Source organism: Mesorhizobium sp. WSM3860, assembly GCF_002294995.1.
In the GTDB taxonomy this organism is placed as follows: Bacteria; Pseudomonadota; Alphaproteobacteria; order Rhizobiales; family Rhizobiaceae; genus Mesorhizobium.
Window position 1 is genome coordinate 112506 of sequence record NZ_NSGF01000014.1, and the last position, 26946, is coordinate 139451.

A 26946-nucleotide genomic window follows, 5' to 3' on the forward strand; every position below is an offset into this window, starting at 1 on the left:
AGGGGCATGGTACCTTACGAAATTCGCTGCCCGTTCTCGTCGAGCAAAACACAGCTGCTCGGATCGAACCCGACCTCGATGGTCTCGCCCTCTCGGACGATGCGGCCGTTGATCGGCGCGTTGGCACGGATGCTCGTCTTGCCGCCGATGTCGATTTCGTAGATGGCGCTGCCGCCGAGATACGAGGTCGAGACGACGCGGCCGGAGAGCCGGTTGGCGCCTCCTGCAGGACCGACCGACAGTTTCTGCGGCCGGACCACCACGGTGACCCTGCTGCCGGGCTTAAGCGGCCGCGGCGATGTCACATTGACCGTCTGGCCAGCGGCGAGCGCGACCGCCGTCGTCCCGTCGGATTTGCTGACGGTGCCGGCAAGCATGTTGGCCTTGCCAAGGAAATCGGCGACGAAGGCGGTGGCGGGCCGCTCATAGACCTCCTCCGGCGCGCCGATCTGCTCGACCGAGCCGCCGTTCATCACCACGATGCGGTCCGACATGGAGAGCGCTTCTTCCTGGTCGTGTGTGACGAAGATGGCGGTGATGCCGGTTGCCTTCTGGATCTTCTTGATCTCGACGCGCATCTCCTCGCGCATGTTGGCGTCGAGCGCCGACAACGGCTCGTCGAGCAGCAGCACCTGCGGCTCGAAGACGATGGCCCGCGCCAGCGCGATGCGTTGCTGCTGCCCGCCCGACAATTGCGAGGGCAGTTTCTTCTCGCTGCCCGGCAGCCGCACCATGTCGAGCGCCTGGCCGACCCTGCGCGCGATCTCGGGCTTCGGCACGCTGCGATATTTCAGGCCGAAGGCGACATTGTCGAACACGCTTTTGTGCGGGAACAGCGCGTAGCTCTGGAACACCAGGCCGATGTTGCGCTTGTAGATCGGCACGTCGTCGACCCGCCGCCCATCGATCATGATCTGGCCGCCCGAAATGTCGACCAGGCCGGCGATGGAGCGCAGGATCGTCGTCTTGCCGCAGCCCGACGGCCCGAGCAGCGTGACGAAGCTGCCCTTGCGGATCGACAGCGAGAAGTCGCGCACCGCGACGAACTTGCCGTAGGCGATGTCGATATCGCGGAACTCGACCGCCGGCTGCCCCGCATCCATGTTGGGGACGGTCCCGGGTGCCCCGGCCGAGACCGGCCGGGGGCTGAGTGACGCTTCGCTTCTGTCAGGCACCTTTCGCGATCCTGTCCCACTGCTTGGTCCAGGCGTCCTCGTTGGTCGCCCAGTAGACCGGATCGGCGAAGGTCAGCGCCTTCATCGAGCCGGTCTTGTCGAAAGCCGGCAGCTTCTCGATCTTCTCGCTGAGCTTGACCTTGGTCGGGTCGAGCGATGGCGGGTAGCTCTGGCCCTCGGCCACCGCGATCGAGGTTGCCGGGTCGAGCATGAAGTTGATCAGCTCTTCGCATTCGGTCATCGGCGAGCCTTTCAGGATCAGCATATCCTCCATCCAGGCATAGGAGCCCGCCGGATCCAGATAGCCGATCGGATGGCCCTGATCCTGCAAAGCGGCGACGCGGCCCGACCAGGCGTCGGTCACCACGATCTCGCCCTTGGACAACAGGTCCATCAGCTCCGCGCCGGAGCTCCAGAATTTTTTGGCGAGGTCGCGCGTCTCGCGCACCTTGGCCCATATCGTGTCCATGTCCTTGATGTTGTTGGGATCCTGTCCGGTGGCCAAAGCCGCGTACCAGACGCGCGTGGTCATGTCGGCATAGCCGCCGACCTTGCCGGCGTATTTCTTGTCGAGCAGCAGGCCGGCACCCTTTTCCTTCGCTTCCTCCGGCGAGATCACCTTGGTGTTGTAGGCGATGCCGGTGGTGCCGTAGTCGTAAGGCACGGCCGAGAGCTTTGGCGTCAGCTTGCGGAACGGCTCGATCATCGGCTGCAGCACATTCGCCATGTTGGGAATGTTGGCCTCGTTGATCTCCGAGTTCATGCCGGCATTCACATATTTGATGTAGTAGTTGACGCCGGACGAATGCACGATCTGGAAGTCGCCGGGCTTCGCCGTCTTGATCTTGGTGATGATCTCGTTCTCGTCGCCGAACGTGCCCTGGACCACCTTGATCTTGGTCTTGGCCGTGTAGGGCTGGAAGGCGTATTTGTCGATCGCCTCCTGCACCGTTCCGCCCCAGCCGTCGAAGCGCACCTGCTCGACTGCCGCGAGCGCGCGGCTCATCCACGGCATGGAGAGGCCGGCCGAGGCCGCAGCGGCAGCGGTCAGGCTCAGAAACGTGCGGCGGCTCAAGTCGCCGTTCACGTAGCGGTCGTGCAGCCGTTCCAGCCGCCTGGTGGTGGATAGTTTCATCGTGCTTCCTCCTTTGGTTCGCCTCGTCTTCTCAGTCTTGTCAGGCTTTGCATGACAACGCCGCCGATCAGCGGGATGCCGACGGTCACCAGGATCATGACCGTGCCGAGTGCATTGATCTCCGGGCTGATCGAAATCTTCAGCATCGAAAGGATTTGGGTGGGCATGGTCTCCACGCCGGCCGGCCGCCAGAACAGGCTGGCGGAAGTGTTGTCGAACGAGATGGTGAAGGCGAGCAGCGCGCCGGCAACGACCGCCGGGATGAGCAGCGGCAGCGTGATCTCGCGGAAGGACGAGAAGCGCGAGGCGCCGAGCGAAAGCGCGGCCTCCTCATAGACGCGCCGGATGCCGACCATGCGCGCCTGGGTAATCAGCACCACATAGGGCACGGCGAGCAGGATATGGCCGAGCACCAGGAGGAGAAGCGTACGCGGCTGGTCGACTGCCTTGATCAGCACCAGGAGGCCGACGCCCAGAATGGTTTCCGGCACAAGCGCCGGCAGGATCACCAGCGTGCTCAGCACCTGCTTGCCGGGGAAGTCGAAACGCACCAGCGCGAACGACGTGACGACGCCGATCGCGGTGGTGGCGGCCGCAGTGACCAGGGCGATCCACAGCGACGTGCGGAACGCGGCCAGCACCGCCTCATTGGCCATCAGCTTGCCGTACCATTGCAGCGAAAAGCCGGTCATCGGGAAGCCGCCGAACATCGAGGCGTTGAACGACAGGATGACGGTCGCCGCAATCGGCGCGAACATGAAGATGTAGACGCATAAAGTGACGAAGCCGGTCAGCCGCCAGGCCCATCTGCCTTCCTCTTTCCGGCGTGCAGGCTTCATCCGCCCAATCCCCTCATCCCCCAAGGCCTTTGACGATCTGCGACATGCCCATGTAGCGGGTGTAGATGGCGGCGAAGAAACCGAGCACGACGAACAGCACGATCGAAAGCGTGGCGCCCATCGGCCAGTTCAACTCGCTCATGATGGTGTCGTAGATCAGATTGCCGAACAGCGCGTCGCGCCCCGAGCCCAGAAGCTGCGGCGTCACATAGCTGCCGGCGGCGAGCACGAAGCAGAGCAGCAGGCCGGCCGCGAGGCCGGGCAGCGAGAGCGGCAGCGTGACCTCGCGGAACGCCTGTGCGCTGGTGCAGCCCATCGAGCGGGCCGCCGCAATCAGCGTGCGGTCGATGCTCTCCAGGCTGACATAGACGTTGAGGATCATGTAGGGCAGCAGGAAGTGCAGCAGCCCCATGATCACCGCGCCCTCGGTATAGAGCATCGGCAGCGGCTCGCTGATAATGCCCATTTTTATGAGCGCCACGTTGATGACGCCCTGTTCGCCGAGGATGTTGATCCAGGAAAAGGTGCGGATGGTGAAGCTGATCCAGAACGGCACGATGAGCAGGAGAAGCAGCAGCCACTTGTGCTTGAAGCTGGTCGCCCAGATGAAATAGGCCGGAAAATAGCCGAGCACGCCGCAGAGCAGGGCGGTGATGGCGCCGACCCGCAGCGTTTTCAGTAGGAAGCCGTGATAGTAGCTGTCGGTGAGGAATTCGTGCCAGTTGGCGCTCGTGAGCTGGCTGGTCTCCACGCCGGCGGTGACGAAGGTGAAGAAGGTATAGGCCGCCATCACGGCGATCGGCAGCACCAGGAAGAAGATCAAGAGCAGCAGCACCGGAGCGATCAGCATCCAGGCCAGCCGTGGATCATACAAGGTCCATCGATTTTTCATGCGCACCCGAAGGTCCGCGCTTTCTCTGAAGCGCTTCTTGTTCCCGGGGGTCAGATTGGGTGATTGGGAGCGCGATGTCTACAGGTGGCGATTGAGCCAGAGACATTCGCGTAATGGCGATTGCGTCGCGCCGTGCCTCCGCCCAAACACCCGGGCAAATAAGGGAGAGGGCCCGATATCTGCCCCTCTCCATCCTACCCCATACTCGGTTCAACTGGACGAGCTTCGCGCCCATTGGCGGACCGAATGGCCGTGGTCCGCCCCTTATTTCAGCCCGATGGTCATGCCGCTGAGATCGGCGTTGACCTGCAGGCCTACCTGCCGGCCTGTGAGCTGGAGTTCGGCGCCCTTGTCATTGGTCATGACGATCACCTGCGCCCCTCTGCCGAGCGCGCCGCCGCCGCCCGCCGCGCCGTACACTCCCGCGACGTCGCGGGCACGGCGAATGTGGCGCACCGTACCTTTGAAATAGGTCTTGGAGGCGCCGAAGGCGAGGCCACCCGAGATGCCGCCGATCGAGATGGGATAGTGGCGACCACGGAAGGTCAGCGTGCCTTCGCCGCCGGAGCCCCCGATGAAGAAGGCCGCCTTGTAGACGGAGAAGCGGATCGTGCCGCTGTCGGCGTGAGCTGCGCTGGCAAGGCTGACGCCGGCAGCGGCGATGACCGCAATCGCGGCTGAACGAATTCTGGACATGATGAGACTCCTCAAAAGCGCCGCTTGCCCAACCGGCAGGGCACGTCAGCGTTGTATCAAAAGTATAGCTGAACAGTCTCGCCGGTCTTTTGGTTCCAGGCTGGCGGATTGAATCCGGTTGCGGGAGGACGCCACGAAATCGCAGGCAGCCTGACGTCGTCTGCCTATCTTCGTCATCCGCCTCGGCCTGGTCAGCGCCTCCTCGGCCTCTGCGGCCTCAGGCGCCCAATTCTTGCCTGTGCGCCTTGACGAGGTCGGCCATGCTGTCGAAGCGGAAATCCACATTTGGCATGTCGCCGGGGTGCATCGTGGCGCCGAAGCCCTGGTCGGCGTGACGGCGATAGATCCAGCACGATGCCAGGCCGACGCGATTGGCGGGGGCGTGATCATGGAACATGCTTTCGGCCGTGTGCAGGACTTGGCTTTTCTCCACTCCGATCGTCGCTAGCTTTTCGAGCATATAGTCGAAGTTGCGAGCGGATGGTTTGTAGGAGCCGATGTCCTCCGCCGTGTATATCGCGTCGAAGTCGACGCCGAGCTTTTTGTTGCTGAATGAAAAGCTCTTGTTGTCGACGTTGGAAAGGATGATCAGCTTGTAGTGCTGCTTCAGATACCGCAAGGCTTCCGCCGAGTCGGCAAAGGCCGGCCAGTCCTTCACGCTTTCGCCATAGGCCGTGCATTGCTCTGCGGTGACGGTGACGCCCCATTCCTCGGCAAGCCGCTTGTAGACGATCGGCAGAAGGTCGCGGTAGCGTTTTGCCGGAGTCCATTTTTGCTGACTGGATTCGTGCCGGGCGTGCGCCTCGAGGATGTCGTCGCGGCCCAAACGGCGGCCGGCGCGCTCAGTCAGCGGCTTCAGGCCCTCGATCATGCCGGATTCCCAATCGATAAGCGTGCCGTAGCAGTCGAATGTCAGGGCCTTGAAATCGGTCAGCTTCATGGAATTACCCTTCCTGTTGGTGTCGCGTGATTATCCGGCAGGCTGCTCGCATGAGCTCAAACGCGCCTCGTCCTTCGATGCAGCGCTCCTCGATGACGTCAGCCAGACACCGAATAGCGTCACCGCCAGGCCGACGAACATCGCTCTCGACAGCGCTTCGCCGAAGATCAGCCACGCCCAGAGCATCGTCACCGGCGGGCTGAGATAGACCACGCTGCTGACCTGTGCGGCGGTGTAGTGGCGCAGGCTCATGTAGTAGACGCCGTAGCAGAAGAAGGTCGAAAACAGCACCAGCCACGCCATGCCGAACTGGAAACGCCCATCGAGAGGCGGCGTCAGGCCGCCGTTCCATTCGGCGCAGGCGGCAAAGAGGATCGCTGCCGTCAGGCATTGAATGCACAGGCTCTGATGGATGGGCGTATCGATCGTCCTGATCCGCTTCTGCACCACGGTGGCCAGGGCGAACACCAGCATGGAAGCGACGGTGAGGACATAGGCCCAGGCCGGTGCTTTGCCGAGACTGAAGCTGTCCAGCGAGACGATAAGAACGCCCGTCACGCCCAGGCCTGTTCCGAGCCATTGTCTTGCGCTCAGCCGGTGGCCGAGAATGGGCTGCGACAGCGCAGCGATGGCGAGAGGGACAAGATCGGAGATGAGCGCGACAAGGCCGGTCGGAACGCGCTGGCCGATGGCAAGGGCGAACCCGCCCAGATAGAGGAACATCGTCGCCACGCCGAACGCCAGCTGCTGGGCCAAGGCGCGCCCGCTGATGCGCTGCCCGATCAGGAGAGCAAATGGCAGAAGGACTAGGCCGGACAAAAAGGTCCGCCAGAACAGGACCAGCATGACGTCGGCGTTCTCGCTGGCGTAGCGGATGCCGACGAAACCGGAGCTCCAGCTTAGGATCAGGGCTGCCGCCACGGTCGGCCATATAAGCGAATGGGCTTTGTTCCTAGGAAGAGTCATGGCGGCCTTTGTTCGAGCGGTGCGCCATGCTCCCGAAGCGGATCGCCAGCGCTGTCTGGCGCAGACTTATGGCGACACACTGACGGCCTTGCACATGACAAATTTCGATAAGCTCATGAAATCGCCACGAATGATGACATATGAATTTGCCTGAAAGCCCGCACCATGGCAGAGGTTTGGCGGCGTTGCTTTCGTTGCAAGCGAGGATTGTCATGGCTGGAATTATGAGCCGCCGCCTGGATGTTGATGCCTTGCGGGCGCTGGTCGCGATCGAGAAACACGGCGGTGTCACCCGTGCGGCCGAGAGTCTGGGCTTGTCGCAATCGGCTGTCAGCCACAAGGTGAGGCGGCTGGAAGCGAGCCTCGACTGCGAAATCCTCAGCCGCAAGCCAAACGCGCCGCTGTTCACCACGGCCGGCCATGATCTCCTGGGTTATGCGCGGCGCATCCTGGGAATTCATGACGAAGCGATACTGAGCCTGTCGAAAAGCACGCTGCAAGGCAAGATCGCGCTGGGAATGACCGAGGACACGACCTGCACGGACCTCTCGCGCATTCTTGGCCGGTTCCGCAGGCTCCACCCCGAGGTGAGCGTCCGTACGCAAGTGCGCATGAGCCTCGTCTTGCGGGAGCAGCTCAGCCAGGGGGCCCTTGACGCCGCGATTGTCCAGTTGTTCCAGCACGAGGTTCGCCCTGCCGACATCGTCCTCTACCGCGAGACGCTGCACTGGGTGAAGTCTCCGGAACTCGTCCTGTCGAAGGAAAAGCCGATCCCGTTCCTGTCCTTCGACGAGAACTGCTTCTATCGGCGTTGGGGTCTCGATCTTGGGCAGGACGAGGGAACGGTGTTCGAGACCGTGTTCGAATGCTCCAGCGCAGCCGGCATCATCGCCGGCGTGACCTCCGGGCTCGGCGTCGCGCTCCTCAGTCAGCGGCACCTGCAACCCGGCATGGAGATCGTCGACAAGCACTTCCCCAAGCCGCCGGACCTGGCCTATGTGATCAGGCGCGCGCGCAACTCCCGAAATCCCGCGCTGGAAACTTTGGTCAGGGAGATCGAAGCCGAAGTCAAACGCTACGGGGCGCTTCAGATCGCCGTTTGACCGTGTCGTGCCGGCCAGGAGCGTGACAAGGCCGTCACCGATCACGAAGCGGCGCGATTCACTATATCCTGAAAGAAGGCTGGGATGGAATTACCATGGCCAAGCTCGTCTTCGGAATGAATCAGTCACTGGACGGCTATGTCGACCACGAGGCATTTGCACCCGATCCCGCGCTCTTTCGTCACTGGATCGAGCAAGTGCGCGGCCTGGCGGGCAGCGTGTACGGCCGTCGCATGTACGAGGTCATGCGCTATTGGGACGAAGACCGTGCCGAGTGGACCCCTGAGCTCCGCGAATTCGCGACGGCGTGGCGGAGCCAGCCGAAGTGGGTCGTGTCGAGCACGTTGCAGTCCGTTGGCCCCAACGCCACGCTGGTCGAAGGTGGCCTGGCCGAGGTGAAACGTGACCTGAAGGCTCAGCTCGCTGGGGAGATTGCCGTTTCCGGACCAGACCTGGCGCGAAGCCTGACCGAACTCGGGCTTATCGATGAGTATCGACTCTACTTCCATCCCGTCGTGCTTGGTCACGGAAAGCCATCCTTCGCCGGCCCCCGGCCGCCGCTCCGTCTCGTGGCCAGTGATTTGATCGGCGAGGAGGTGATCAGGTTGACTTATGTTCCTGCGTAGGCTCGCAACTCCGCGACGGACGGCGCCGTCGCGTCGGGCGGAGCGCCCGCTCACCGCTCCGCAAACGCCCGGGCGAACGAATCCACCATCGGCCGCGCCAGATACTCGAAGAAGGTCCGGTCGCCGGTGTTGATGAAGGCCTCGACCGGCGTTCCCGGATAGAGTTGCTCCGGCTTGACGCCGGGCGGGAGCGCGTCGGCGATCTTCAGCTTGGCGCGGAAATAGGGTTCGCGGGTCGCCTGGTCGATCAGCCGGTCGGCCGAGATCTGCGTCACGGTCGCCGATACTTCGGGGGTCAGGCGCGCGTTGAGCGCCGACAGCCTGAGCTTCGCCGGCTGGCCGACGCGCACCTGGTCGACGTCTTTCGGCCGCAGCTTTGCATCGACGTTGAGACCCGATGCGGTGGGCAGGATCTCCATGATCTTTTCGCCCGGCGCGATCACGCTGCCTTTGGAATTATAGGTAGACGACACCACGATGCCCGCCGCCGGCGCCTTGATCGTCGTGCGCTGAAGCACTGCTTCGGCTGCCCTGATCTGCTCCTCGATGTCGGCGAGGTTGGTGCGCACCTCGTCGAGCTTGGTCAGCGCTTCCTCCACGCGCTGCGTGGTCAGCCGCTCGACCTGCACCTGCGCCTCGACGATCTGGCTGTTGGCTGCGGCAAGATTGGCCTCCAGCGCGCCGGCCTGGCCGACGAGGTCGGCTTCTGAGCGCAGCAGCTGCGAATATTCGGTGCGGTTGGTGAGGCCCTTGTCGAGCAGGCCGGTCTTGATGCCGAGCTCCTTCTTCACCACATCGGCCTGCTGCTCGATGGCGAGTTTCTGGGCGTTCAAGCCCACGACCGACTCGCGATGCATGGCGACCCGCTGCGCCATGATCGATTGCTCCGACCGGAACCGGGCGAGCCGGGCGTCGAATTCCTTCTGCTGCTCGCGGATGAGGTTCTGGAAATCCTGCTGGAACGGCGCCGGTGCTGCCTCGGTGATCGGCGCCAGCCTGTCCAGCCCGTCGCGCTCGGCCTCCAGGCGTGCCATGCTCGCCTTGAGCGCGATCGACTGCCTGGTCAGACGGTTGAGCTCGGCTTGCGCGGCCGTCCGGTCGAGCAGGATGAGGTCCTGGCCCTGCTGCACGCGGTCGCCCTCGCGGACCAGCAGCTGCTGGATGATGCCGCCTTCGGGCTGCTGGATGAGGATGTTGCCGCCGGTCGCCGAGATCGTGCCTTGCGTGATCACCGCGCCGGACAGCGGCGCGCTCACCGCCCAATAGCCGAAGCCGCCCGCGAAGATCGCGATTGCCGCATACCCTATGAAGGCCACGCGCCGGAAGTCGGTGCGCGGCTGTCCATCCCAGGCAAGGCTCTCGATCGTCATCGTCTAGGATCCGAAGCGGATGCCATGGGTGCGGATCGTCGGCGCGAATGATCCGGTCACCACCGTGCCCTGCTGGGCGGCCGGGGCGTTGCCGGCGCCCTTGTCGACAGTGGACCGCCGCAGCACCTCGGCGCTGGGGCCGAACGCCTCGATCACACCACCGCGCAGAACCATCACGCGGTCGCAGGCCGTTGCGATGGACGGGCGATGCGTGATGACGAGGATCGTGACGCCGGCCGCACGCGCCGCGACAAGCACCGCCTCGAGCGCCGCCTCGCCGCTGCCGTCGAGATGGGAGCTGGGCTCGTCGAGCACGAGAATGCGCGGGTTGCCGTAGAAGGCGCGCGCCAGCCCGATCCTCTGGCGCTCGCCGCCCGAGAGCGTCCTGTCGGAAGGGCCGATGATCGTCTGGTAGCCGTCGCGCTGCGCCAGGATCAAATCATGCGCCTGGGCGCGCCTGGCGGCCTCGACGATCGCGGCGTCCTCCGCCTGCGCGTCGAAGCGGGCGACATTGTCGCCGATCGAGCCGGGAAAGAGCTCCACCTCCTGCGCCAGATAGCCGATCTGTCTCCCGAGCTGTTTTTCGTCCCAGGTCCTGAGGTCGGCGCCGTCGATCCTTACTGCGCCGCCCGTCGGCTGCGCGGCACCCACAAGCAGCCGCGCCAGCGTCGATTTGCCGGCGCCGCTCGGCCCGATGATCGCCACCGCCTCGCCGGCGCCGATCTGGAAATTCAGCCGCTTGAGGATAGGTTCGGTGCCGGGCTGCGCGTTCGGCGCCATGAAGAAAACGTCCTGCACAGAAATCGCGCCCAAGGGATCGGGGAGCGCCAGTTTCCGCTTCTCAGCCGGATGCGCAGCAAGCGCCGTCTCCAGCCGCTTCCAGGCCAGCTTTGCCTCGACCATCTGGCGCCAGGCGCCGATCAGCTGGTCGAGCGGCTGCAGCGCGCGCGACGACACCAGCGAGGAGGCGAAGATCATGCCCGCCGTCATCTGCCCCTCGAGCACCAGCCAGGCGCCGGCGCCGAGGATCGCCAGCTGCAGCATCATGCGCAGCGCCCGCGAGGCGCCGCTGAAGATCGCATTGGCGCTCGACGAACGGTCGTATAGCGTGAGCGCTGCCCCGACATGCCGTCCCCAGACCCGAGCGGCGTTCTCGACCATGCCCATGGCGCGCAGCGTTTCGGCATTGCGGGCAAAGACCTGTTCCGCATGGCTCGCCAAGGCCGAGCGCTCCGCGGACAAGGCATCGTTCCGGCCGATGGCGAGCTGGTTCGCGACCACAAGGACGAGCAGAAGCACCGCGCCGGCGACCGTCACCCAGAACAGCATCGGATGGATCAGGTAGAGCAACGCGAGGAAGACGGGCGCAAAGGGCAGGTCGAACAACACCGCCACGCCGCGCGACCGGACGAAGGCGCAGACCGAGGCGAGATCACGCAGCGGCGACAGGCCGCCGGCGTATTTGGGCGCCAGCGAAAGGGCGAATGTCCTCGCGCCGAGCTTCCTGTCCACGGCGGCCGCGACGCGCTGCGTGTAGACGGCGCGGATCGCGTCCAGCAGCCCAAGGAAAGCGAGCGCAAGAACCGCAATCGCCGACAAATAGACCAGCGTCTCGACGCTGGAGGAGGGCAGCACGCGGTCATAGACCTGCAGCAAATAGAGCGGGATCACCAGAAGCAGGATATTGATCAGCAGCGAGAAGACGCCGACATCGGCGATGGCGCGCAGGAGCACCGCCCGCAGGCTCGACTGTGCAGTCATATCGGCCGCCGTTGCATGATCCCGGGACATCGAACCGATCGCCTGAAAATCTTAAGCGTGGCCCCCAAACTCGGAACCGTGATGCAGCGTGCTGCTGCCGAAGCTGTGCGTGGCGGTGCTATGCGTTGTGGGGCTGGTGGTGCTGCTGCTGACGACCAGGGGGTTAGCCTGCACAGCGTCCAGCGTATAGGCGCGGACGTAGTCGACCTTCATCTCGGCCGGCGTGGCCAGATGATCCGGCGGCGCGCCGGCCTGGCCGCCGATCGCAAGATTGACCAGCATGTACATGGGCTTGTTCATGTCCGAAGGCGTCGCCGCTTCCGCGACCTGCACGCCGTCATAGGTCCAAACGAGCTTGTCCGGCGTCCACAGCAGGCCATAGGTGTGAAAACCGGCGGTATCCATGACATTCACGGTGGACCCGACCATGGTGTGCGTCCCCGTCTCCATCGTATGCGCGGTCATCAGAAGCGAGTTCGGGGTCTGGCCGTATCTTTCGACGACGTCCAGCTCCGGCGGCCAGGAGCCGTCCTCCGGCAGCAGCCAGAAGGCCGGCCAGGCGCCGGCGTTTTCCGGCAGGTCGGCGCGCATTTCGAAATAGCCGTAGGTCTGCGAGAAGCTGTCGTGCGTGGTCAGGATGCCGGACGTGTATTCGTAATTGTTGATCAGCGGCTTGATGTCCGCCGGCGCTTGCGCCGCGGTGATGGTGAGCACGCCGTTGTTCACACTGAACGGGTGGACCGAGCTCGTCGGCGCGTAATTGGCGTTGATGTACCACTGCAGCTCGTTGTTGCTGGTCAGCGTGCTGCCGTTCGGCGCGCCCCACCAGAAGTTGGTATCCCACGTGCCGCCCTGGCTGCTGTGGAGGTTCAGCGCGTTGAAGTCGTCGCTGAAGGACAGCGACATGCCGGACTTGTCGATCGGCAGTTGGAACTGGCTGGGCTGCAGCTTGTCGATGGTCGTGTCCTTGAACATGAGGATCTCGCCGGATCCGAGGTTCAAGATGACGTTCGATCCCGCCTGGATCATGTTCGAGTGGATGGCGTCGAAGGAAGTGAAACCATAGCCATCGAGACGAACGGTGTCAGTCGCGGCGAAATTGGCGATCAGGTCGCTTCCGTTGCCTTTCGCGATGATGAAAGTGTCGTAACCGCCGCCGCCGTCGATCAGCACATCATTGCCCTTGCCGCCGTCCAGCGTCTGGTTGCCGGCCTTGGCGGTGATGATGTTGTCCAGGTCGTTTCCGAAAGCGAAGTTCTTGGCATTGGTGACGATCAGGTTCTCGACATTGTTGGGAAGCTTGTAGCTCATCCATGTGCTGATCGTGTCGATGCCTGCCCCATAGCCCTCGGCCACCTTGTTGCCCGCGGCATAGAGGTAATAGATGTCATCGCCGTAGCTGCCGTGCATGGTGACATTGACACCGGAAGCTCCATAGAAGGTGTCGTTTCCGGAGGTGCCCCACAAGTCCGGTCCGGACCCTGCCGCCGAGTACCAATGGGTGGACGTGCCGCTATAGGGAAGGGGAACGCCTACGGCATTGACGAAGCTGCCCATCGACAACCCTCCTTGTGATACACGGCTTGCTTGAATCGGCGATACGAATTCAACCGATCGCTAGCGGGTCAACTTGTAATTCCGGGTATCGTTCCAAGGAATTGTCTAATAGTACAGAGAAAAATTGCCTTTCAGCGATCAATTATTCGCAAGAAAAGAGAGTAAGGATGCTCTAATACAATTTACACGCGAGCCTCATCCAGTTTTACACAATATTACTAATTTCTTTTATCAAAAATTAAGCATCGCGGCGGAAGGGTCGTATGCAGGCGACTCACCTGAGCGGCGAGCCCGATCGGGCGGATGCTCGCCTGATGCATGTCGCGCAAAAAAAATGCGCAGCGGTCCTGCGAAACGACACGCAAAAAAGTGAACCCGCTCAGCGCGACGCCCTTTCAGGGCGGCGTCGTCGGCTCAAGCCTTGCCCATTGCGATCGACCTCAGGAACGCCGCCGCCAGTCCCTTGGCGACGGCCTTGTCGAAGCCCGCTTCGCGCATCGTCTCGATCGCGGCCGCTGTCGTGCCGCGATAGCCGAGAAAGGCCTCGACCGTATCGGCCGGTGAAGCGTCGTTGAGCTCCAGCAGCCGGCCGGTTCCGGTGAGCACGGTGTTGACCGCGCGCCGTGCGACCTCCGGCGCGAGGCCGAAGGCCACGGCATCGCGCATCATCGCGTCGGCGAGCAGGGCTGGGAAGGCGGGACCCGAGCCCGTCAGGCCGGTGAGGTAGTCGATGTCGCGCTCGCTGCCGACCTCATCCTCAACGCCGCAGGCGCCGAAGATTGCGCGCACGGTCGCGCGGTCCAACTCGGTGGCGTCGCCGCTCGCGATCCACGGCGTAAAGGATTTGCCGACCTCGGCGGCCGCGTTGGGCAGCGTTCGCACCACGCGGCCGGTGCCGTGCTTCTCGCCGATCTCGGCCATACGGATGCCGGCCATCACCGAAATCACCAGCTTGCCCTTGGCATCCAGTTCGAGCGACGGCCAGTCCTGCGGCCGCACCGAAAGCATGATGACGTCCGAGCGGTCGGCGAGCGCCTGGTTGTCGTCGGTCCAGAAAACGCCTGGAAAACGATCCGGCTTCGTCCTCCGATAGGAGAGGGCGAGGTTCTCCGCCCGCACCAACTCGGCCGAAAGCGCGGCACCCGCGATGGCGCTGCCCAGCCAACCGGCGCCGCCGACAATGCCCAGCCTGAGTGAAGCGCTCATTCTTGTCTCCCTTCTAGGCTTGAAGGTGCGGGAGGCGGTGGCCGTTGTCCAGCGGTCAGACCGCAGCCGGCGTTGCGGAGCATGGGCCGGGAGAGCAGTGGATACGAACCTTTACGCCGGCTCGCTCCTGCCATCAGGTGGTCGTTCGCCGGCCACGCATTGCAGGCGAAACGACCGCTGTGCCTGCCGAAAACGAGCCTCAGTACCCCCGCATCAATCCACCATCGACGCGGATGTTCTCGCCGGTGATATAGGCCGCGCCGTCGGAAGCAAGGAAGGAGATCGTTGCCGCCACTTCCTTGGATGTGCCGTAGCGCTTCATCGGCACGCTCTGGCGGCGGTCCTTGACGGCGGGCAGGCTGTCGATCCAGCCCGGCAGCACGTTGTTGATGCGGATATTGTCGGCCGCATAGGTGTCGGCGAAGATCTTGGTGAAGGCGGCGAGCCCGGCGCGCGCCACCGCCGAGGTCGGGAAGGCGACGCTCGGCTCGAACGCCCAGGCGGTCGAGATGTTGATGATGACGCCCGCCTTCTGCTTCTGCATCACCGGCGTCACCAGCCGGGTCGGGCGCACGACGTTGAGGAAATAGGTGTCGATGCCCCTGTGCCAGTCCTCGTCGCTGATCTCGATGATTTGCGCCCGCGGCCCGTGGCCGGCGCTGTTGACCAGCACGTCGATGCGGCCCCAGCGTTGCAGCGCGCCGTCGGTCAGCCGCTTCAGATCTTCGTTCGACTGGTTGGAGCCGGTGACGCCGAAGCCGCCGAGTTCGTTGCCCAGCGCCTCGCCCTTGCCGGAGGAGGAGAGCACGCCGACCTTGAAGCCGTCGGCGGCCAGCCGCTTCGCCGCCGCCGCGCCCATGCCGCTGCCGCCCGCCGTCACCAGAGCTACTTTTTCTCCTGCCATGTCGCTGTCCATCCATTGTTGAAAGCGCCTCTGTTAGCACGAGGCGGTGCAGGGCACGAACCGGTTTGGATTGCGCCAAGCGCCGGTGGCGATTGGCGAAAGCAAGGAAGCGCGTAATCTCCCCCACTGGGGACCTAGTGGGGGGAGATTGGCAGTCGCGCGCCAGCTCAACGTTCGAGATTGGCGAAAGCCAGCGCGACATCTGATCTCCCCCCTTGCGGGGGAGATGGTCGGCAGACCAGAGGGGGGTGCTGTCCCGCCGGCATATCCAGCCCTTTGATGCAGGATCCCGGCGAAGCAAAATCGAGCGCCGAGATCCTTCACACCCCCCTCTGTCCTGCCGGACATCTCCCCCCGCAAGGGCCCCGCAAGGGGGAGATTGGCAGTTCAAGCGCATCGCTCAAACCTTGAACAGACTCATGACCGTCTTCGACACAACCGCGCAGCGTCCGGGCTTCACCGCGCCGGCCTGCAGCGGCACGCCCTTCCCAGCCGGCACCGCCGGCCTGTACCAGCTCCGCAGCGCCTGGTCGCTGGCGCAATAGCCCCAATTGACGAGATCGATCGTCTGCGACGTGCCGATATCGGCAGGCGCTGTTGCCGCGCTTTGCACGAAGCTCGGCTCGGCGGTGTCCGGCTTGCTGGCGATCGACCAGTAGACGCCGCGGGTGGCGGCATAGTCGGGCCGGGTCGCGTCGTTGGGCAGGCCCTGGTCGTCGGCATCCTTCGCCGCCTGGAAGCGGGCGATGAGGTCGCGCCGCCTGAGCGAGCGCACCTGGTTGTCTGTGGTGTCGAGCACGCGCTTCAACTGCGAGAACCAGTTCCAGTAGGCGGAGCCCGACGCCCGCCAGGGCGCGCCGGCGTCGCTGACCAAAAGCCAGCGGCAGCGCTTCAGCGCCGGCTCGATGCCGTGATTGTCATAGACGCCGCCATCGGTGAGCACGGCGCGGCCGGCGGGGACCGGCGGGCCGACGCTCGCGTCGAGCTTGTCGTTCTCCCACGCGAATTGCGTGAGGTCGAGCCTGAGCGGCGACAGAAACGGCGGGAAAGCGGACGACGCCGCGACCGCAGTCGCGACCGGCAGGTCCGCATGCTTGGCCATGCCGATCCGGTAATCGGCAATGTAGCGGTTGGACATGCGGAACAGCGAGCCGGTGCTGAGATTGCTCGAGCAGAACACGAACCACGGACGCGGGGTCAGGCTCTTCAGCGTCGGCGCCTTGCCGTCGAACAGATGGCGCTCGTAGCAGGCGGCGACTTCGCGCGCCGCGCTCGAAAACGGGTTGAACAGGCCCTTGAGGATCGACGGCGCGTCAAGGAAGACCTGCGAGAAAGCAAGGATTTTTTCGACGTAAACCTCGCGGAAATTCGTGGCGACGCCGTTAGCAAAGCTGAGGCGCGGCCAGAGGACCGCCAGCAGCCCGGCGGCGATCGAGCCGCCCGAGACCGAACTCACCATGTCGATTTTCTGAAGCAGGCCGGCCTCGTTCAGCCGGCAGAGCACGCCGGCATGGAACAGCATGGCGCGATAGCCGCCGCCCGACAGGCAGAGGCCGAGCTCGTAATGCTCGACCTTGTCGTCGGCCGGTGATGATCCGGCTGGAATCGGCTCCATAGCGGCCCCCTCTGCCTGTCTGTTCGGCATTCGAGCTCGGCATTGCTCAATCCAGCCTAGCGCAGCCATTCTGGCAAGCGGGGGAAATGTGTAACTTCACATATGGAAATCGGGCCGCTTGCCGGCCGCTTCGTCGCGGCCGGCCGCCTAGACCTTGCGATCGGTCTTACTGGTTGATCTCCGGCTCGACGAGCCTTGCCAGGTTCTTGAGCGACTCCTGCCAGCCGAGATAGCAGGCCTCGGCGGGAATGGCGTCCGGAATGCCGGCCTGGGTGATCTCCATCTCCGTGCCGACCGAGACCTTCTTCAACTTCACGGTCACCTGCATCTCGCCGGGCAGGTTGGGATCGTCGAATTTGTCAGTGTAGCGCACGAGCTCGCCCGGAACGAGCTCGACATAGTCGCCGCCGAAGGAATGGCTGTCGCCCGTGGTGAAATTGCGGAACGACATTTTGAAGTTGCCGCCGACCTTTGCATCGAAGTGATGCACCGTGCAGGTGAAGCCGTTCGGCGGCAGCCATTTCGCCAGCGCGTCCGCCTCGATGAAGGCGCGATAGACTTTCTCGGGCTTGGTTGCGAGCACGCGGTGCAGGCGGACAGTGCTGGGCATATCGTTTCTCCTCTTGATTGTCGGTCTATGCTCCTATGACGAACGTGGATTGGCCAGTCCGACATCGATGGTGAAGTTTTTTGAATGCTGCTGCCGATCTCTCAATGGAGAGATTATCCAAACCGGTTGCCTCGCACGCCGCGCATGCCGGGCCTAAGCGCGAACAGGCCGCCCTCGAAAGGGTTGGCGTCGAGATGCTCGGCGCTCATCGTGAAACGCGCGGACGTCACGAACAGCGTGTCGAGGCCGGGGCCGCCGAAAGCGCAACTCGTCGGCCAGCTGCAGGGCAATTCGACGATCCGGTCCAACCTGCCGTCGGGCGCGATGCGGGCGAGGCAGCTTCCGCCAACCACCCGGCAGTTCCAAACATAACCCTCGGCGTCGAGGCAGGAGCCGTCCGGCAGGCCGCGCTCGAAGCCGGTGAAGAAGGGAAGCGCCCGGCCGAGCCGTCCCGCCTCCTTGTCCCAGCCATAGCTGTAGAGCGCGTTCTTCGTCGTGTCGGCGGTGACGAAGCGTCCGTCGGGCAGCCACACCATCGTGTTGGTGATGCCGAACCGGTCTTCGCTGAGCGGCGTCACTTTGCCGTCCGGGCCGACCCGGTAGAGCCGACCATCATCGCTGGCGATGGGGACCGGCGTGTCGTCCGGGCCGATGTTGTTGGCCATCGTTCCGACCCAGAACGAACCGTCCGGCGCCACCACGCCCTCGTTGAGCCGCGTTCCCGGCCTGTCGGCCTCGATCGTCGCGAGCAACCGGAACGGCCCGTCGAAATCCCATAGCGCGATCTCCTTGCGCAACCCGACGACCGCGCCGCCATCATTGCGCAGGCCGACCGAGGTCACGAGATCCGGCGTCGGCCAGCTTTCATGCGCGCCGCTCAGCGGATCCAGCCGATGAAACCTGCGGCCGAGATGTCGACCCAGACCAGCCTTTCGCGGCGCTCGTCCCACACCAGGCTTTCGCCGACCACGTCGCGCGCATCGAAGATCAGGCCGGCTTGCGTCTCGTGCATGGGGCGCCTCGGGGCAGGGTGCCAGAAATCAGCTTGACATATATCTTTGAGCTGAAATATGAGCAATTCAATAATAACCTGTCATACAGGTTTTGAGGAGCGGATGCACGAGCAGACAGACCCGCCGGATGAACCGAGTCCTGGCCTGGTCAGCACGGCGATCCAGGCGATAACCCAGCACATCCGCTCGGAAGGCCTGGCGCCCGGCGATCCGCTGCCCAGCGAGGCCGCCATGACGCGCCAGCTCAACGTCTCCCGCACGGTGGTGCGCGAGGCCTTCCGCTCGCTGTCGGCGATGCGGCTGATCGACATGAGCGCCGGGCGCCGCGCCACCGTCGCCAAGCTCGACACCGGCGCCATGTCGATGGTGATCGAGCACGGCATCACCACCCAGCAGATCAGCGTGCAGCAGGTCTATGACGTCAGGCGCACCATCGAGATGCGCACGGTGGCGCTGGCAGCACTGCGCCGCACCAACGCGGAAGCCGCGGCGATTGCCCAGTCGGCCCGGCTGATGCGCGAGAGTTGCAAGAACCCCGAGACCGTCATGGAGCATGACATCGCCTTCCACGAGGCGATCGCGGCGGCCTCGCACAATCCGGTCTTTTCGCTGATCGTCACCGCCTTCAGCGGCGTGACGCGCCGCACCTGGGTCATCGGCTGGCGAACGCGTTCCTCGGACGAGGACCAGCTCAAGATGATCAAGGGCCATGAGGATATCGCCGACGCCATCCTCAAGGGTGATCCGAGGCTTGCGGCCGAGCATATGGCCGAGCATTTCGACAAGAGCGTCAAGGCGCTCATCGACGCGGGAATAGCCTGATGAAGATCCGCGCCATCGAGACCGTCCGCATCGAGGAACGGCCCAACCTGCTCTGGGTCGAGGTCCATACCGACGAGGGCATCACCGGACTCGGCGAGACGTTTTATCTATCGCGCACGGTCGAGGAATACCTGCACGAATATGTGGCGCCCAGGGTGATCGGCCGCGATCCGCTGGAGATCGATCTTTTGGCCGCCGATCTCGTCGGCTATCTCGGCTTCCGCTCCAGCGGCGCGGAGGTGCGCGGCAACTCCGCCTTCGACATCGCCCTGTGGGACATTTTCGGCAAGGCCACCGGCCAGCCGGTCGCGCAACTGCTCGGTGGCTTCAGCCGTCGCTCGATCCGCACGTACAACACCTGCGCCGGCACCGAGTACATCAAGGACGCCAAGGGCCAGACGACCGCCAATTACGGCATCGGCGCCGGGCGCGATTACGACGATCTCAACGCCTTCCTCACCCGCGCCGGCGAACTGGCCGAGGAATTGCTCGCCGACGGCATCACCGCCATGAAGATCTGGCCGTTCGACCACGCGGCGGAGAAGACGCGCGGCAACGACATCTCGGCGGCCGACCTGAAGGCGGCGCTCGAACCTTTTGAAAAGATTCGCAAGGCCGTCGGCGACAAGATCGACGTCATGGTCGAGTTCCATTCGATGTGGCAGCTCTTGCCCGCGATGAGGATCGCCGAGGCGCTCAGGCCCTACGCCACCTATTGGCACGAGGATCCGATCCGCATGGACAGTCTCGGCGACCTGAAGCGCTACGCCGCCGCCAGTCCGGCGCCGATCTCGGCCTCGGAGACGCTGGGCAGCCGCTGGGCTTTCCGCGACCTTCTGGAGACTGGAGCGGCCGGGATCGTCATGCTCGACATCTCCTGGTGCGGCGGCCTGTCGGAGGCGCGCAAGATCGCCTCGATGGCCGAGGCTTGGCGGCTGCCGGTGGCGCCGCACGACTGCACCGGTCCGGTGGTGCTCGCAGCGTCCACCCATTTGTCGCTCAACGCGCCCAACGCGCTCGTCCAGGAAAGCGTGCGCGCCTTCTACCGCACCTGGTACCGCGACCTGGTGACGGCGCTGCCCGAGGTGAAGGACGGCATGATCACCGTGCCGCCGGGGCCTGGGCTCGGGCTGGCGCTCAGTCCCGATCTCGGCAAGGCCTACACCGTCCACCGCCGCGTCTCAGACAAGGCGGACATCTAGAAAGATCCATAGGGAGGAACAGACATGAGAAAACGGACAGCAATGCTTCTGCTCGGCGCCGCCCTTATCGGCGGGCAATCGGCCGCCAAAGCCGACGGGCTCAACATCGTCTTCACCCATCATTCGTCGGCCTCGAACACGTTCTGGCAGGCGGTGAAGAAAGGTTTCGACGATGGCTGCGCCAAAGTCGAGGCCAACTGCAACATGGTCTTCACCCAGACCGAGGGATCGATCGAGCAGCAGGTCGCCAACATGCGCGCCGCCCTTGCCGCCAAGCCCGACGCGTTGCTCACCTCCATCGTCGACGACCATGCTTTCGACGATGTCATCAAGGAGGCGCGCGACGCCGGCGTGGTGGTGATCGCGGTCAATGTCGACGACACCGAAGGTGCCAAGGGCAATGCGCGCCAAGCCTTCATCGGCCAGGGCTTCAAGCCAGCCGGCTACTCGCTCGCCAAGGCGATTTCCGAGAGCTTCCCGAAGGATGGTCCGATCAAGGTGCTGGTCGGCATCTCGGCGCCAGGTCAGAACTGGTCGGAAACCCGCGGCGCCGGCGTCATGCAGTTCCTTGAGGAATACAAGGCCGCTCATAAGGACCGCGACGTTTCGTGGGAGCGCATCGACAGCGGCACCGACCTCGCCATCACCTCCGACCGCGTCGGCGCCTATCTCAACGCGCATCCCGACACCACGGCCTATTTCGACACCGGCTTCTGGTGCGCCGGTGTGGCGCGCGTGCTGGCCGATCGTGGCGTCACGCCCGGCAAGGTCCTGCTCGGCGGCTTCGATCTCGTTCCCGAAGTGCTGCAGCAGATGCAGAAGGGCTATGTCCAGGCGCTGGTCGACCAGCAGCCCTACATGCAGGGTTTCATGCCGGTGATGGAGGTCTATCTCAACAAAAAGCTCGGTCTTGCTCCTTCCGACATCGACACGGGGCAGGGCATCGTGCGCCAGAAGGACGCCGATGCGATCATGGCGCTGTCCGCGCAGGGCATGCGGTAAGCTCAGCGCAGACCGGTCGGATGCTGCCTACGTTGGCAAGTCGCATGCCTTGGAGATTGGCCGAGACGCCCATCGCTTCGTCATGCCAGGGTCTCCGCGACGGAGCTTCGCTCCTGCTTCGGCCTGTCTTCCGCCCGGAATTGCGTGGCACAAGAATTTCGAAGTTTGCATCGGCGGCGCCGGCGTCGCCGATGCGCCTCAAACCTTCAAATACCGGAGCCCCTCATTGAAGCGCCTGTTCAAGACCTATCTCGAGAAGCCGGAACTGGCCGGGCTGATCCTCCTGGTGCTGCTCGTCGTCCTGTTCCAGGTCCGCTCGCACGGCGTGTTCCTGAACCAGGACAATCTGCGCGGCATCCTCGGCATCCTGCCGGAGGCCGGCCTCGTCGCCATCGGCGTCACCATCCTGATGATCAGCGGCGAGTTCGACCTGTCGGTCGGCTCGGTCTTCGCGCTGATGCCGATGACGATGGCGGTGCTGATGGTGCATGGCTGGCCGTTCCCGCTGGCGCTGCTCGCCGGGCTGCTCGTCTCGGCGGCCATCGGCTTCATCAACGGCTATATCACCATCCGCTTCGCCATCCCGAGCTTCATCACCACGCTCGGCATGCTGTTCATGGCGCGCTCGCTCACCGTCGTCGTTTCCGGCGGCTTCCCGCCGCTGCTGCCCGCCGACCTGCCGACTTGGCTGTTCACGTCCTTCGTCGGGCCGGGCAACATGTTCCGCATGTCGTTCCTGTGGTTCGTGGCGGTCGCGGTGCTGACCTCGCTGATGCTGTCGCGCACCAATTTCGGCAACTGGATCAAGGCTACCGGCGGCTTCCTGCCGGCCGCCGCCGCGATGGGCATCCCGACCGCCAGGGTCAAGATCGTCTGCTTCATGCTGTGCTCGGTGCTCTCGGGCTTCGCCGGCATGCTGCAGGTGCTGCGGCTGGGGTCGCCGCTGCCCTCGATCGGCGAGGGGATGGAGTTGCAAGCGGTGGCATCCGCCGTCATCGGCGGCGCCTCGCTCGCCGGCGGCATCGGCACCGTCATGGGCGGCGTCGTCGGCACGACGCTCATCCGCGTCATCGACAACGGCCTTGTGCTCAGCCATGTCGACGCCAACTGGTTCAAATTCGCCATCGGCTTCCTCACCATCTTCGCCGTCGTCGCCAATGCCTGGATGCGCAAGCGTGCCAAGGCCATCAAGATGGAGGGCTGAGCCGTGAGCGACGCGATCATCTCGGTGCGCGATCTGCACAAATGGTATTCCGGCGTGCATGCCCTCAAAGGCGTCACGCTCGACTTCAAGCGCGGCGAGGCGCTCGGCCTGGTCGGCGACAACGGCGCCGGCAAGTCGACCTTGATCAACATCCTGTCCGGCGTTCACCGCGCCGACCAAGGCGAGATCAAGGTCGAGGGCAGGGACGTCAGCATCGCGACCCCGCGCGACTCGATGGATCTCGGCATTGAGACCATCTATCAGTACAATTCCATGGTCCCCACCATGTCGATCGCCCGCAACCTGTTCATCGGCCGTGAGCCGACACGGTTCTCGATCCTCGGCGTCGGCATCCTCGACCAGAAGAAGATGGCCGAGGAAAGCGTCCGCGCCATCGCCAATGTCGACCTGCATCTGCGCTCCCCCGATGCGCTCGTCGGCGAGCTCTCCGGCGGTCAGCGTCAGGGCGTCGCGATCGCGCGCGCCATGCACTTCAAGTCGAAGGTGATGATCCTCGACGAGCCGACCAACCACCTCTCGGTCAAGGAGACCAACAAGGTGATCGGCTTCGTGCGCGGCCTCAAGGAACAGGGGGTGACGGGCGTCTTCATCAGCCACAACATGCACCACGTCTTCGATTGCTGCGACCGTATCGTCGCGATGGCGCGCGGCGAGATCGTGCTGGACAAGCGGATCGGCGACACCTCGATCGACGAAGTCCATTCTGTCCTGTGAGGGTTAGGCAATGAAGGCGCTCGCTGATCGTAAAGTCCTTTTGACGGGCGGCCTCGGGTCGCTTGGCCGGGCGCAGGCGGTGACGCTGGCGCGTGCGGGCGCGCGCGTGCTGGTGCTCGACCGCCCCGACATCGGTGATGCCGAGCAGACGGTGGCGGGACTTGCCGGACAGGCCGGGGGCGACATCGCCTTCGTCGGCTGCGATCTCAACCGGCTGGCCGAGGCGGAAGCGGCTGTTGCCGCGCTGGCGGCGACGGAAGGCGGCATCGATATCCTGATCAACAACGCGGCGCTGATCATCAACCGGCCGTTCGAGCAGTTCTCGCTGGCCGAATATGAGGACCAGATCCGCGTCAACTCCTCGGCCGCCTTTGCGCTGGCGCGGGCCTGCGCCCCTGGCATGAAGGCGAAGGGCTACGGCAAGATCGTCAACTTCTGCTCGATTACGCTCAACGGCCGCTGGGACGGCTACGTGCCCTATGTCGCCTCGAAGGGCGCCATGCTCGGGCTCACCAAATCGCTGGCGCGCGAGCTCGGGCCGCATGGCATCCGCGTCAACGCCATATCGCCCGGCGCCGTGGTCTCGGAGGCGGAGGCGCGCGTCTTCGGCGACCGCTTGAAGCAGTACAATGACTGGATCCTCGAGAACCAAAGCCTCAAGAAGCGCATCGAGCCTGAGAATGTCGCCGAGCTCGTGCTGTTCCTCGTCTCACCCGCCTCCGACATGATCAGCGGCCAGAACATCGCCATCGATGGCGGTTGGTGAGGACATGGCCGCCGCGGTCGAGCTGAACGACGGGCAGGCGAGGCTGGTCGTGGCGCCGGAGAAGGGCGCGGCGATCGCACGCTATGACGCGCTGGTGATCGGCAGCGCGCCGGTTCCGCTGCTCAGGCCAGGCGATGGAACCGGCACGTCCGGCTGCCAGCTCCTGGTGCCGTGGTCGAACCGCATCTCCGGCGGCGGCTTCACTTTCGACGGCCGCTTCCACGCCGTCGCGCCGAACGTTCCGGGCGAAGCCTTTCCGATCCACGGCGACGGTTTCCAGAAGCCATGGCGGCTTGCCCGCCGCACGGGCACCGAGGCGGAGCTGGTGCTCGACGAGGGCGCTATCGAGCCTTACCGCTATGCGGCCACCGTGACCTATGCGCTGCAGGATGGCGCGCTGGCGGCGCGGCTGACGGTGGAGAACCGCGCCGGCATGCGCCTGCCTTACGGCCTCGGTTTCCATCCGTGGTTCCCGCGCCTCGATACAACCCTGCTCAAGGCCGAGGCCAGGCGAGTCTGGCTGGAGGACGAGCGCCATTTGCCGGTCGGCGTGGTGGCGTTGAGCGAGCGCCCGGCATGGGATTTCTCGCGCCCCATCCCGCTGCCGCCGGACTGGGTCAACAACGCCTTCGGCGGATGGGATCGTCGCGCCTCGATCACGCAGCTCGAGGAGGGGATCAGGATCACGCTCACCGCCTCGCCGGAGCTCGGCGTCTATATCCTCTATTCGCCGTCACCCGATGCTGGCTTCTTCTGCTTCGAGCCGGTCTCGCACCCCGTCGATGCGCATCACGGCGAGGGGCTGACGGTGCTTGAAGATGGGGAATCGATGAGCGCGACGATGCGGCTGGACTGGGCGGCGGCGGGTTGATCGCGAGACGGGGAAACAGCCAATCTCCCCCCTTGTGGGGGAGATGTCCGGCAGGACAGAGGGGGGCGCTGTCCTGCCGGCGTCTCAGATCGATTCAGCCAATCCCGCGGCAATAACAATATGCTGGCAGGCATTGTCGATGTCGCGGATGACATCGTCATTCCAGAAGCGCAGGACCATCCAGCCATCCTCCTCCAAGCGCTTGGTCCTAACCTCGTCGGCGTTAGCACGGCCCGCTTCGGCATGCTGTGAGCCATCGACCTCGACGATCAGCTTCTTCTGCGGGCAGGCAAAGTCGACAATGTAGCCTGCGATCGGAAACTGCCTGCGGAAGCCGAGGCCCATAAGTCGATGCGCACGGAGTTCGTTCCATAGCTTTAACTCGGCATCGGTCATGACTTTGCGCATCGATTTCGCATTGGCGCGATGTGTCGGTGGCAGAGGCGTATGTGGCATGGTCGAGCCTGAGCTGGCTTTAGGGGTTATGTCGCCGACGCTTCTACTCCACGGCGCCCCCCTCTGTCCTGCCGGACATCTCCCCCACAAGGGGGGAGATCGGCCGTCGCGTCGGCTTTCGCCAATCTCCAACGTTGGAAGACGGAGCAGTTCCTCACAACTCCTTCTCCGCCAGTTCCCGGAATGCATCCGGCACCGAGCGCGCCGCTTCCAGCGCGACGGTGCCGTAGCCGACGGCTTCCTTGCCGAAGCGCTGGCGGATCTTGTCTATGGCGCGGTCGGCGCCGAAGCGGGCGAGGCCCTGGCGGCTGCCGGGCTTCAGCTTCTCATCCGCCAGGCCGAGCGGCAGTTCGAGCTGCAACTCGGCATGCTCTTCCAGATGCGAGACCGAGATCGCCAGCAGCGAGATTTCCCGTTCGCCCGGGTGAGCGGCGAGCACGCCTCTCACCAGCTCTTCCGCGACTTCGGCGAGCATGGTGGTAGCCTGGATCGGCTGCTCCAGCGTCACCGAGCGGGTGACCGCGCGCATGTCGGCAAAGCGCACGCGCACCGTCACCGTGCGGCCCGGCCGGCCCTTGGCGCGCAGGCGGCTGGCGACGCGGTCGGCGAGATGCAGGAGCGTCGGCACGAAGACGCGCGGCAGCGCGGGTTTGCGGCCCAGCGCCGACTGCGCGCCTGCGGAATGCGCGCGGCGATGCGTCTCAAGCCGGCGCGGGTCGCGGTTCCAGGCCAGGGCCGCGAGCTTCTGGCCGGCGGCATGGCCGATCAGCCGCTCCAGCGCGCCGCTATGCGTTCGCGCCAATTGCCCGATGGTTTCGACGCCGATTTCGGCGAGCCGCGCTTTGTTCGCCGGACCGACGCCCCACATTAGCGAGACCGGCAAATCGTGCAGAAAGGAAAGCTCGGTGCCGGGCTCGACCACCACCAGGCCGTCGGGCTTGGCTACCTGCGAGGCGATCTTGGCGAGATGCTTCGTCCGGGCCACGCCGATCGAGATCGGCAGGCCGAGCTCGCTCTTCACGCGCCGGCGGATGGTTCGCGCAATTTCGTCCGGCGGCCCGAACAGATGCGTGCAGCCGGCGACATCGGCGAAAGCCTCGTCGATCGAGATGCGCTCGACCAGCGGCGTGAAATCGTCGAGCACCTTGATCGCGGCGTCGCCGAGACGCTGGTATTCGCCGAAGCGGCCGCCGACGAAGATGAGCTGCGGACAGAGCTCGCGCGCCTTGCGGCCGGGCATGCCGCCGCGCACGCCAAAAATCTTCGCCTCATAGGAGGCGGCAAGCACCACACCGCCGCCGACCGCGATCGGCTTGCCGCGCAGCGACGGGTCGAACAGTTGCTCGACCGAGGCGTAGAAGGCGTCGAGATCGGCATGCAGGATGGTAGCGGCTGAAGCGGCGTTCGTGGCGGGCATCGCGCTCCCGGCTCCATCCGTCCGCTTTGCGGCATCGCAGCATTAGCAGCGACTGTTGTAAGC

At 64.5% G+C, this 26946-nt stretch carries 28 protein-coding genes; 10 read left to right on the forward strand and 18 right to left on the reverse strand.

From position 1 onward, the window contains the following. Positions 1 to 14: 14 nt before the first annotated feature. The 7 genes from CK220_RS21445 to CK220_RS21475 all read right to left on the reverse strand — a co-directional run bounded on the left by CK220_RS21445 (position 15) and on the right by CK220_RS21475 (position 6643). Positions 15 to 1175, reverse strand: a complete 1161-nt coding sequence (locus CK220_RS21445; protein ID WP_210201439.1) for an ABC transporter ATP-binding protein — start codon at positions 1173 to 1175, stop codon at positions 15 to 17. Continuing rightward, a complete protein-coding gene (locus tag CK220_RS21450; RefSeq protein ID WP_095813446.1) occupies positions 1168 to 2310 on the reverse strand; it encodes an extracellular solute-binding protein in 1143 nt (380 codons plus the stop codon). The genes CK220_RS21445 and CK220_RS21450 overlap by 8 nt, the downstream gene beginning before the upstream one ends. Then, a complete protein-coding gene (locus CK220_RS21455) occupies positions 2307 to 3149 on the reverse strand; it encodes an ABC transporter permease (RefSeq protein WP_095813447.1) in 843 nt (280 codons plus the stop codon). Before CK220_RS21455 ends, CK220_RS21450 begins: the two co-directional genes overlap by 4 nt. A 13-nt stretch (positions 3150 to 3162) precedes the next feature. Next, complete coding sequence (locus CK220_RS21460; RefSeq protein ID WP_245429332.1) at positions 3163 to 4023, reverse strand: ABC transporter permease; 861 nt, start codon at positions 4021 to 4023, stop codon at positions 3163 to 3165. 282 nt (positions 4024 to 4305) lie between these two features. After that, positions 4306 to 4737, reverse strand: coding sequence for a hypothetical protein (locus CK220_RS21465; protein WP_095813449.1), 432 nt, complete (start codon positions 4735 to 4737; stop codon positions 4306 to 4308). A gap of 217 nt (positions 4738 to 4954) precedes the next feature. Continuing rightward, positions 4955 to 5677, reverse strand: coding sequence for a haloacid dehalogenase type II (locus CK220_RS21470; protein ID WP_095813450.1), 723 nt, complete (start codon positions 5675 to 5677; stop codon positions 4955 to 4957). A 30-nt stretch (positions 5678 to 5707) separates the two neighbouring features. Beyond that, positions 5708 to 6643 carry a DMT family transporter gene (locus tag CK220_RS21475; protein ID WP_095813451.1) on the reverse strand — a complete coding sequence of 312 codons (936 nt, stop codon included), beginning with the start codon at positions 6641 to 6643 and terminating at the stop codon, positions 5708 to 5710. Between CK220_RS21475 and CK220_RS32005 the strand changes: the two genes are divergently transcribed. The 3 genes from CK220_RS32005 to CK220_RS21485 all read left to right on the forward strand — a co-directional run bounded on the left by CK220_RS32005 (position 6642) and on the right by CK220_RS21485 (position 8372). Then, positions 6642 to 6797 (forward strand): hypothetical protein, encoded by a 156-nt coding sequence (locus CK220_RS32005; RefSeq protein WP_176479154.1) that lies wholly within the window; start codon positions 6642 to 6644, stop codon positions 6795 to 6797. The two genes, CK220_RS21475 and CK220_RS32005, sit on opposite strands and share 2 nt — an antisense overlap. 58 nt (positions 6798 to 6855) lie before the next feature. Beyond that, on the forward strand, positions 6856 to 7746 hold the full coding sequence (locus tag CK220_RS21480; RefSeq protein WP_095813452.1) for a LysR family transcriptional regulator: 891 nt from the start codon (positions 6856 to 6858) through the stop codon (positions 7744 to 7746). A 95-nt stretch (positions 7747 to 7841) separates the two neighbouring features. Continuing rightward, a complete protein-coding gene (locus CK220_RS21485) occupies positions 7842 to 8372 on the forward strand; it encodes a dihydrofolate reductase family protein (protein ID WP_095813453.1) in 531 nt (176 codons plus the stop codon). Positions 8373 to 8422: 50 nt separating this feature from the next. Here the strand turns inward: CK220_RS21485 and CK220_RS21490 are convergent, their stop codons facing one another. From CK220_RS21490 to CK220_RS32825, 9 genes are all read right to left on the reverse strand, one after another. Further along, on the reverse strand, positions 8423 to 9742 hold the full coding sequence (locus tag CK220_RS21490) for an HlyD family type I secretion periplasmic adaptor subunit (protein WP_095813454.1): 1320 nt from the start codon (positions 9740 to 9742) through the stop codon (positions 8423 to 8425). Positions 9743 to 9745: 3 nt separating this feature from the next. Further along, a complete protein-coding gene (locus tag CK220_RS21495; RefSeq protein ID WP_095813505.1) occupies positions 9746 to 11503 on the reverse strand; it encodes a type I secretion system permease/ATPase in 1758 nt (585 codons plus the stop codon). Between the two features lie 51 nt (positions 11504 to 11554). After that, a complete protein-coding gene (locus CK220_RS21500) occupies positions 11555 to 13060 on the reverse strand; it encodes a family 16 glycosylhydrolase (protein ID WP_095813455.1) in 1506 nt (501 codons plus the stop codon). A 414-nt stretch (positions 13061 to 13474) separates the two neighbouring features. Beyond that, positions 13475 to 14266 (reverse strand): pyrroline-5-carboxylate reductase dimerization domain-containing protein, encoded by a 792-nt coding sequence (locus CK220_RS21505; RefSeq protein WP_095813456.1) that lies wholly within the window; start codon positions 14264 to 14266, stop codon positions 13475 to 13477. A gap of 199 nt (positions 14267 to 14465) precedes the next feature. Continuing rightward, positions 14466 to 15170, reverse strand: coding sequence for an SDR family oxidoreductase (locus CK220_RS21510; RefSeq protein WP_095813506.1), 705 nt, complete (start codon positions 15168 to 15170; stop codon positions 14466 to 14468). Between the two features lie 400 nt (positions 15171 to 15570). Further along, a complete protein-coding gene (locus CK220_RS21515) occupies positions 15571 to 16785 on the reverse strand; it encodes a patatin-like phospholipase family protein (RefSeq protein ID WP_095813457.1) in 1215 nt (404 codons plus the stop codon). A 166-nt stretch (positions 16786 to 16951) separates the two neighbouring features. Continuing rightward, positions 16952 to 17395 carry an SRPBCC family protein gene (locus tag CK220_RS21520; protein WP_095813458.1) on the reverse strand — a complete coding sequence of 148 codons (444 nt, stop codon included), beginning with the start codon at positions 17393 to 17395 and terminating at the stop codon, positions 16952 to 16954. A gap of 113 nt (positions 17396 to 17508) precedes the next feature. Then, the gene (locus CK220_RS21525; RefSeq protein ID WP_245429340.1) at positions 17509 to 18318 is read right to left on the reverse strand and encodes an SMP-30/gluconolactonase/LRE family protein; all 810 of its coding nucleotides are present in this window, start codon (positions 18316 to 18318) and stop codon (positions 17509 to 17511) included. Continuing rightward, entirely contained in the window at positions 18273 to 18407 is a 135-nt protein-coding gene (locus CK220_RS32825) for a hypothetical protein (RefSeq protein ID WP_280952745.1), read from the reverse strand. The genes CK220_RS21525 and CK220_RS32825 overlap by 46 nt, the downstream gene beginning before the upstream one ends. 103 nt (positions 18408 to 18510) lie before the next feature. On the opposite strand from CK220_RS32825, the gene CK220_RS21530 reads away from it, so the two are divergent. The 7 genes from CK220_RS21530 to CK220_RS21560 all read left to right on the forward strand — a co-directional run bounded on the left by CK220_RS21530 (position 18511) and on the right by CK220_RS21560 (position 25010). Further along, complete coding sequence (locus tag CK220_RS21530) at positions 18511 to 19230, forward strand: FadR/GntR family transcriptional regulator (protein WP_095813459.1); 720 nt, start codon at positions 18511 to 18513, stop codon at positions 19228 to 19230. After that, positions 19230 to 20432, forward strand: coding sequence for a mandelate racemase/muconate lactonizing enzyme family protein (locus CK220_RS21535; RefSeq protein WP_095813460.1), 1203 nt, complete (start codon positions 19230 to 19232; stop codon positions 20430 to 20432). Before CK220_RS21530 ends, CK220_RS21535 begins: the two co-directional genes overlap by 1 nt. 24 nt (positions 20433 to 20456) lie before the next feature. Further along, entirely contained in the window at positions 20457 to 21434 is a 978-nt protein-coding gene (locus tag CK220_RS21540; protein ID WP_095813461.1) for a sugar ABC transporter substrate-binding protein, read from the forward strand. Positions 21435 to 21660: 226 nt separating this feature from the next. Beyond that, positions 21661 to 22638: an ABC transporter permease gene (locus tag CK220_RS21545; protein WP_095813462.1), complete on the forward strand. Its 978-nt coding sequence runs from the start codon at positions 21661 to 21663 to the stop codon at positions 22636 to 22638. Positions 22639 to 22641: 3 nt separating this feature from the next. Beyond that, complete coding sequence (locus CK220_RS21550; protein ID WP_095813463.1) at positions 22642 to 23373, forward strand: ATP-binding cassette domain-containing protein; 732 nt, start codon at positions 22642 to 22644, stop codon at positions 23371 to 23373. Between the two features lie 10 nt (positions 23374 to 23383). Then, positions 23384 to 24139, forward strand: a complete 756-nt coding sequence (locus tag CK220_RS21555) for an SDR family oxidoreductase (RefSeq protein WP_095813464.1) — start codon at positions 23384 to 23386, stop codon at positions 24137 to 24139. After that, entirely contained in the window at positions 24126 to 25010 is an 885-nt protein-coding gene (locus CK220_RS21560) for an aldose 1-epimerase (RefSeq protein ID WP_245429333.1), read from the forward strand. Before CK220_RS21555 ends, CK220_RS21560 begins: the two co-directional genes overlap by 14 nt. Before the next feature lie 84 nt (positions 25011 to 25094). On the opposite strand, the gene CK220_RS21565 is transcribed toward CK220_RS21560, so the two are convergent. Both CK220_RS21565 and dinB read right to left on the reverse strand, forming a co-directional pair. Further along, positions 25095 to 25418 carry an endonuclease domain-containing protein gene (locus CK220_RS21565; RefSeq protein WP_245429335.1) on the reverse strand — a complete coding sequence of 108 codons (324 nt, stop codon included), beginning with the start codon at positions 25416 to 25418 and terminating at the stop codon, positions 25095 to 25097. Positions 25419 to 25620: 202 nt separating this feature from the next. Then, a complete protein-coding gene (dinB, locus tag CK220_RS21570) occupies positions 25621 to 26883 on the reverse strand; it encodes a DNA polymerase IV (protein WP_095813466.1) in 1263 nt (420 codons plus the stop codon). Positions 26884 to 26946 lie beyond the last annotated feature (63 nt).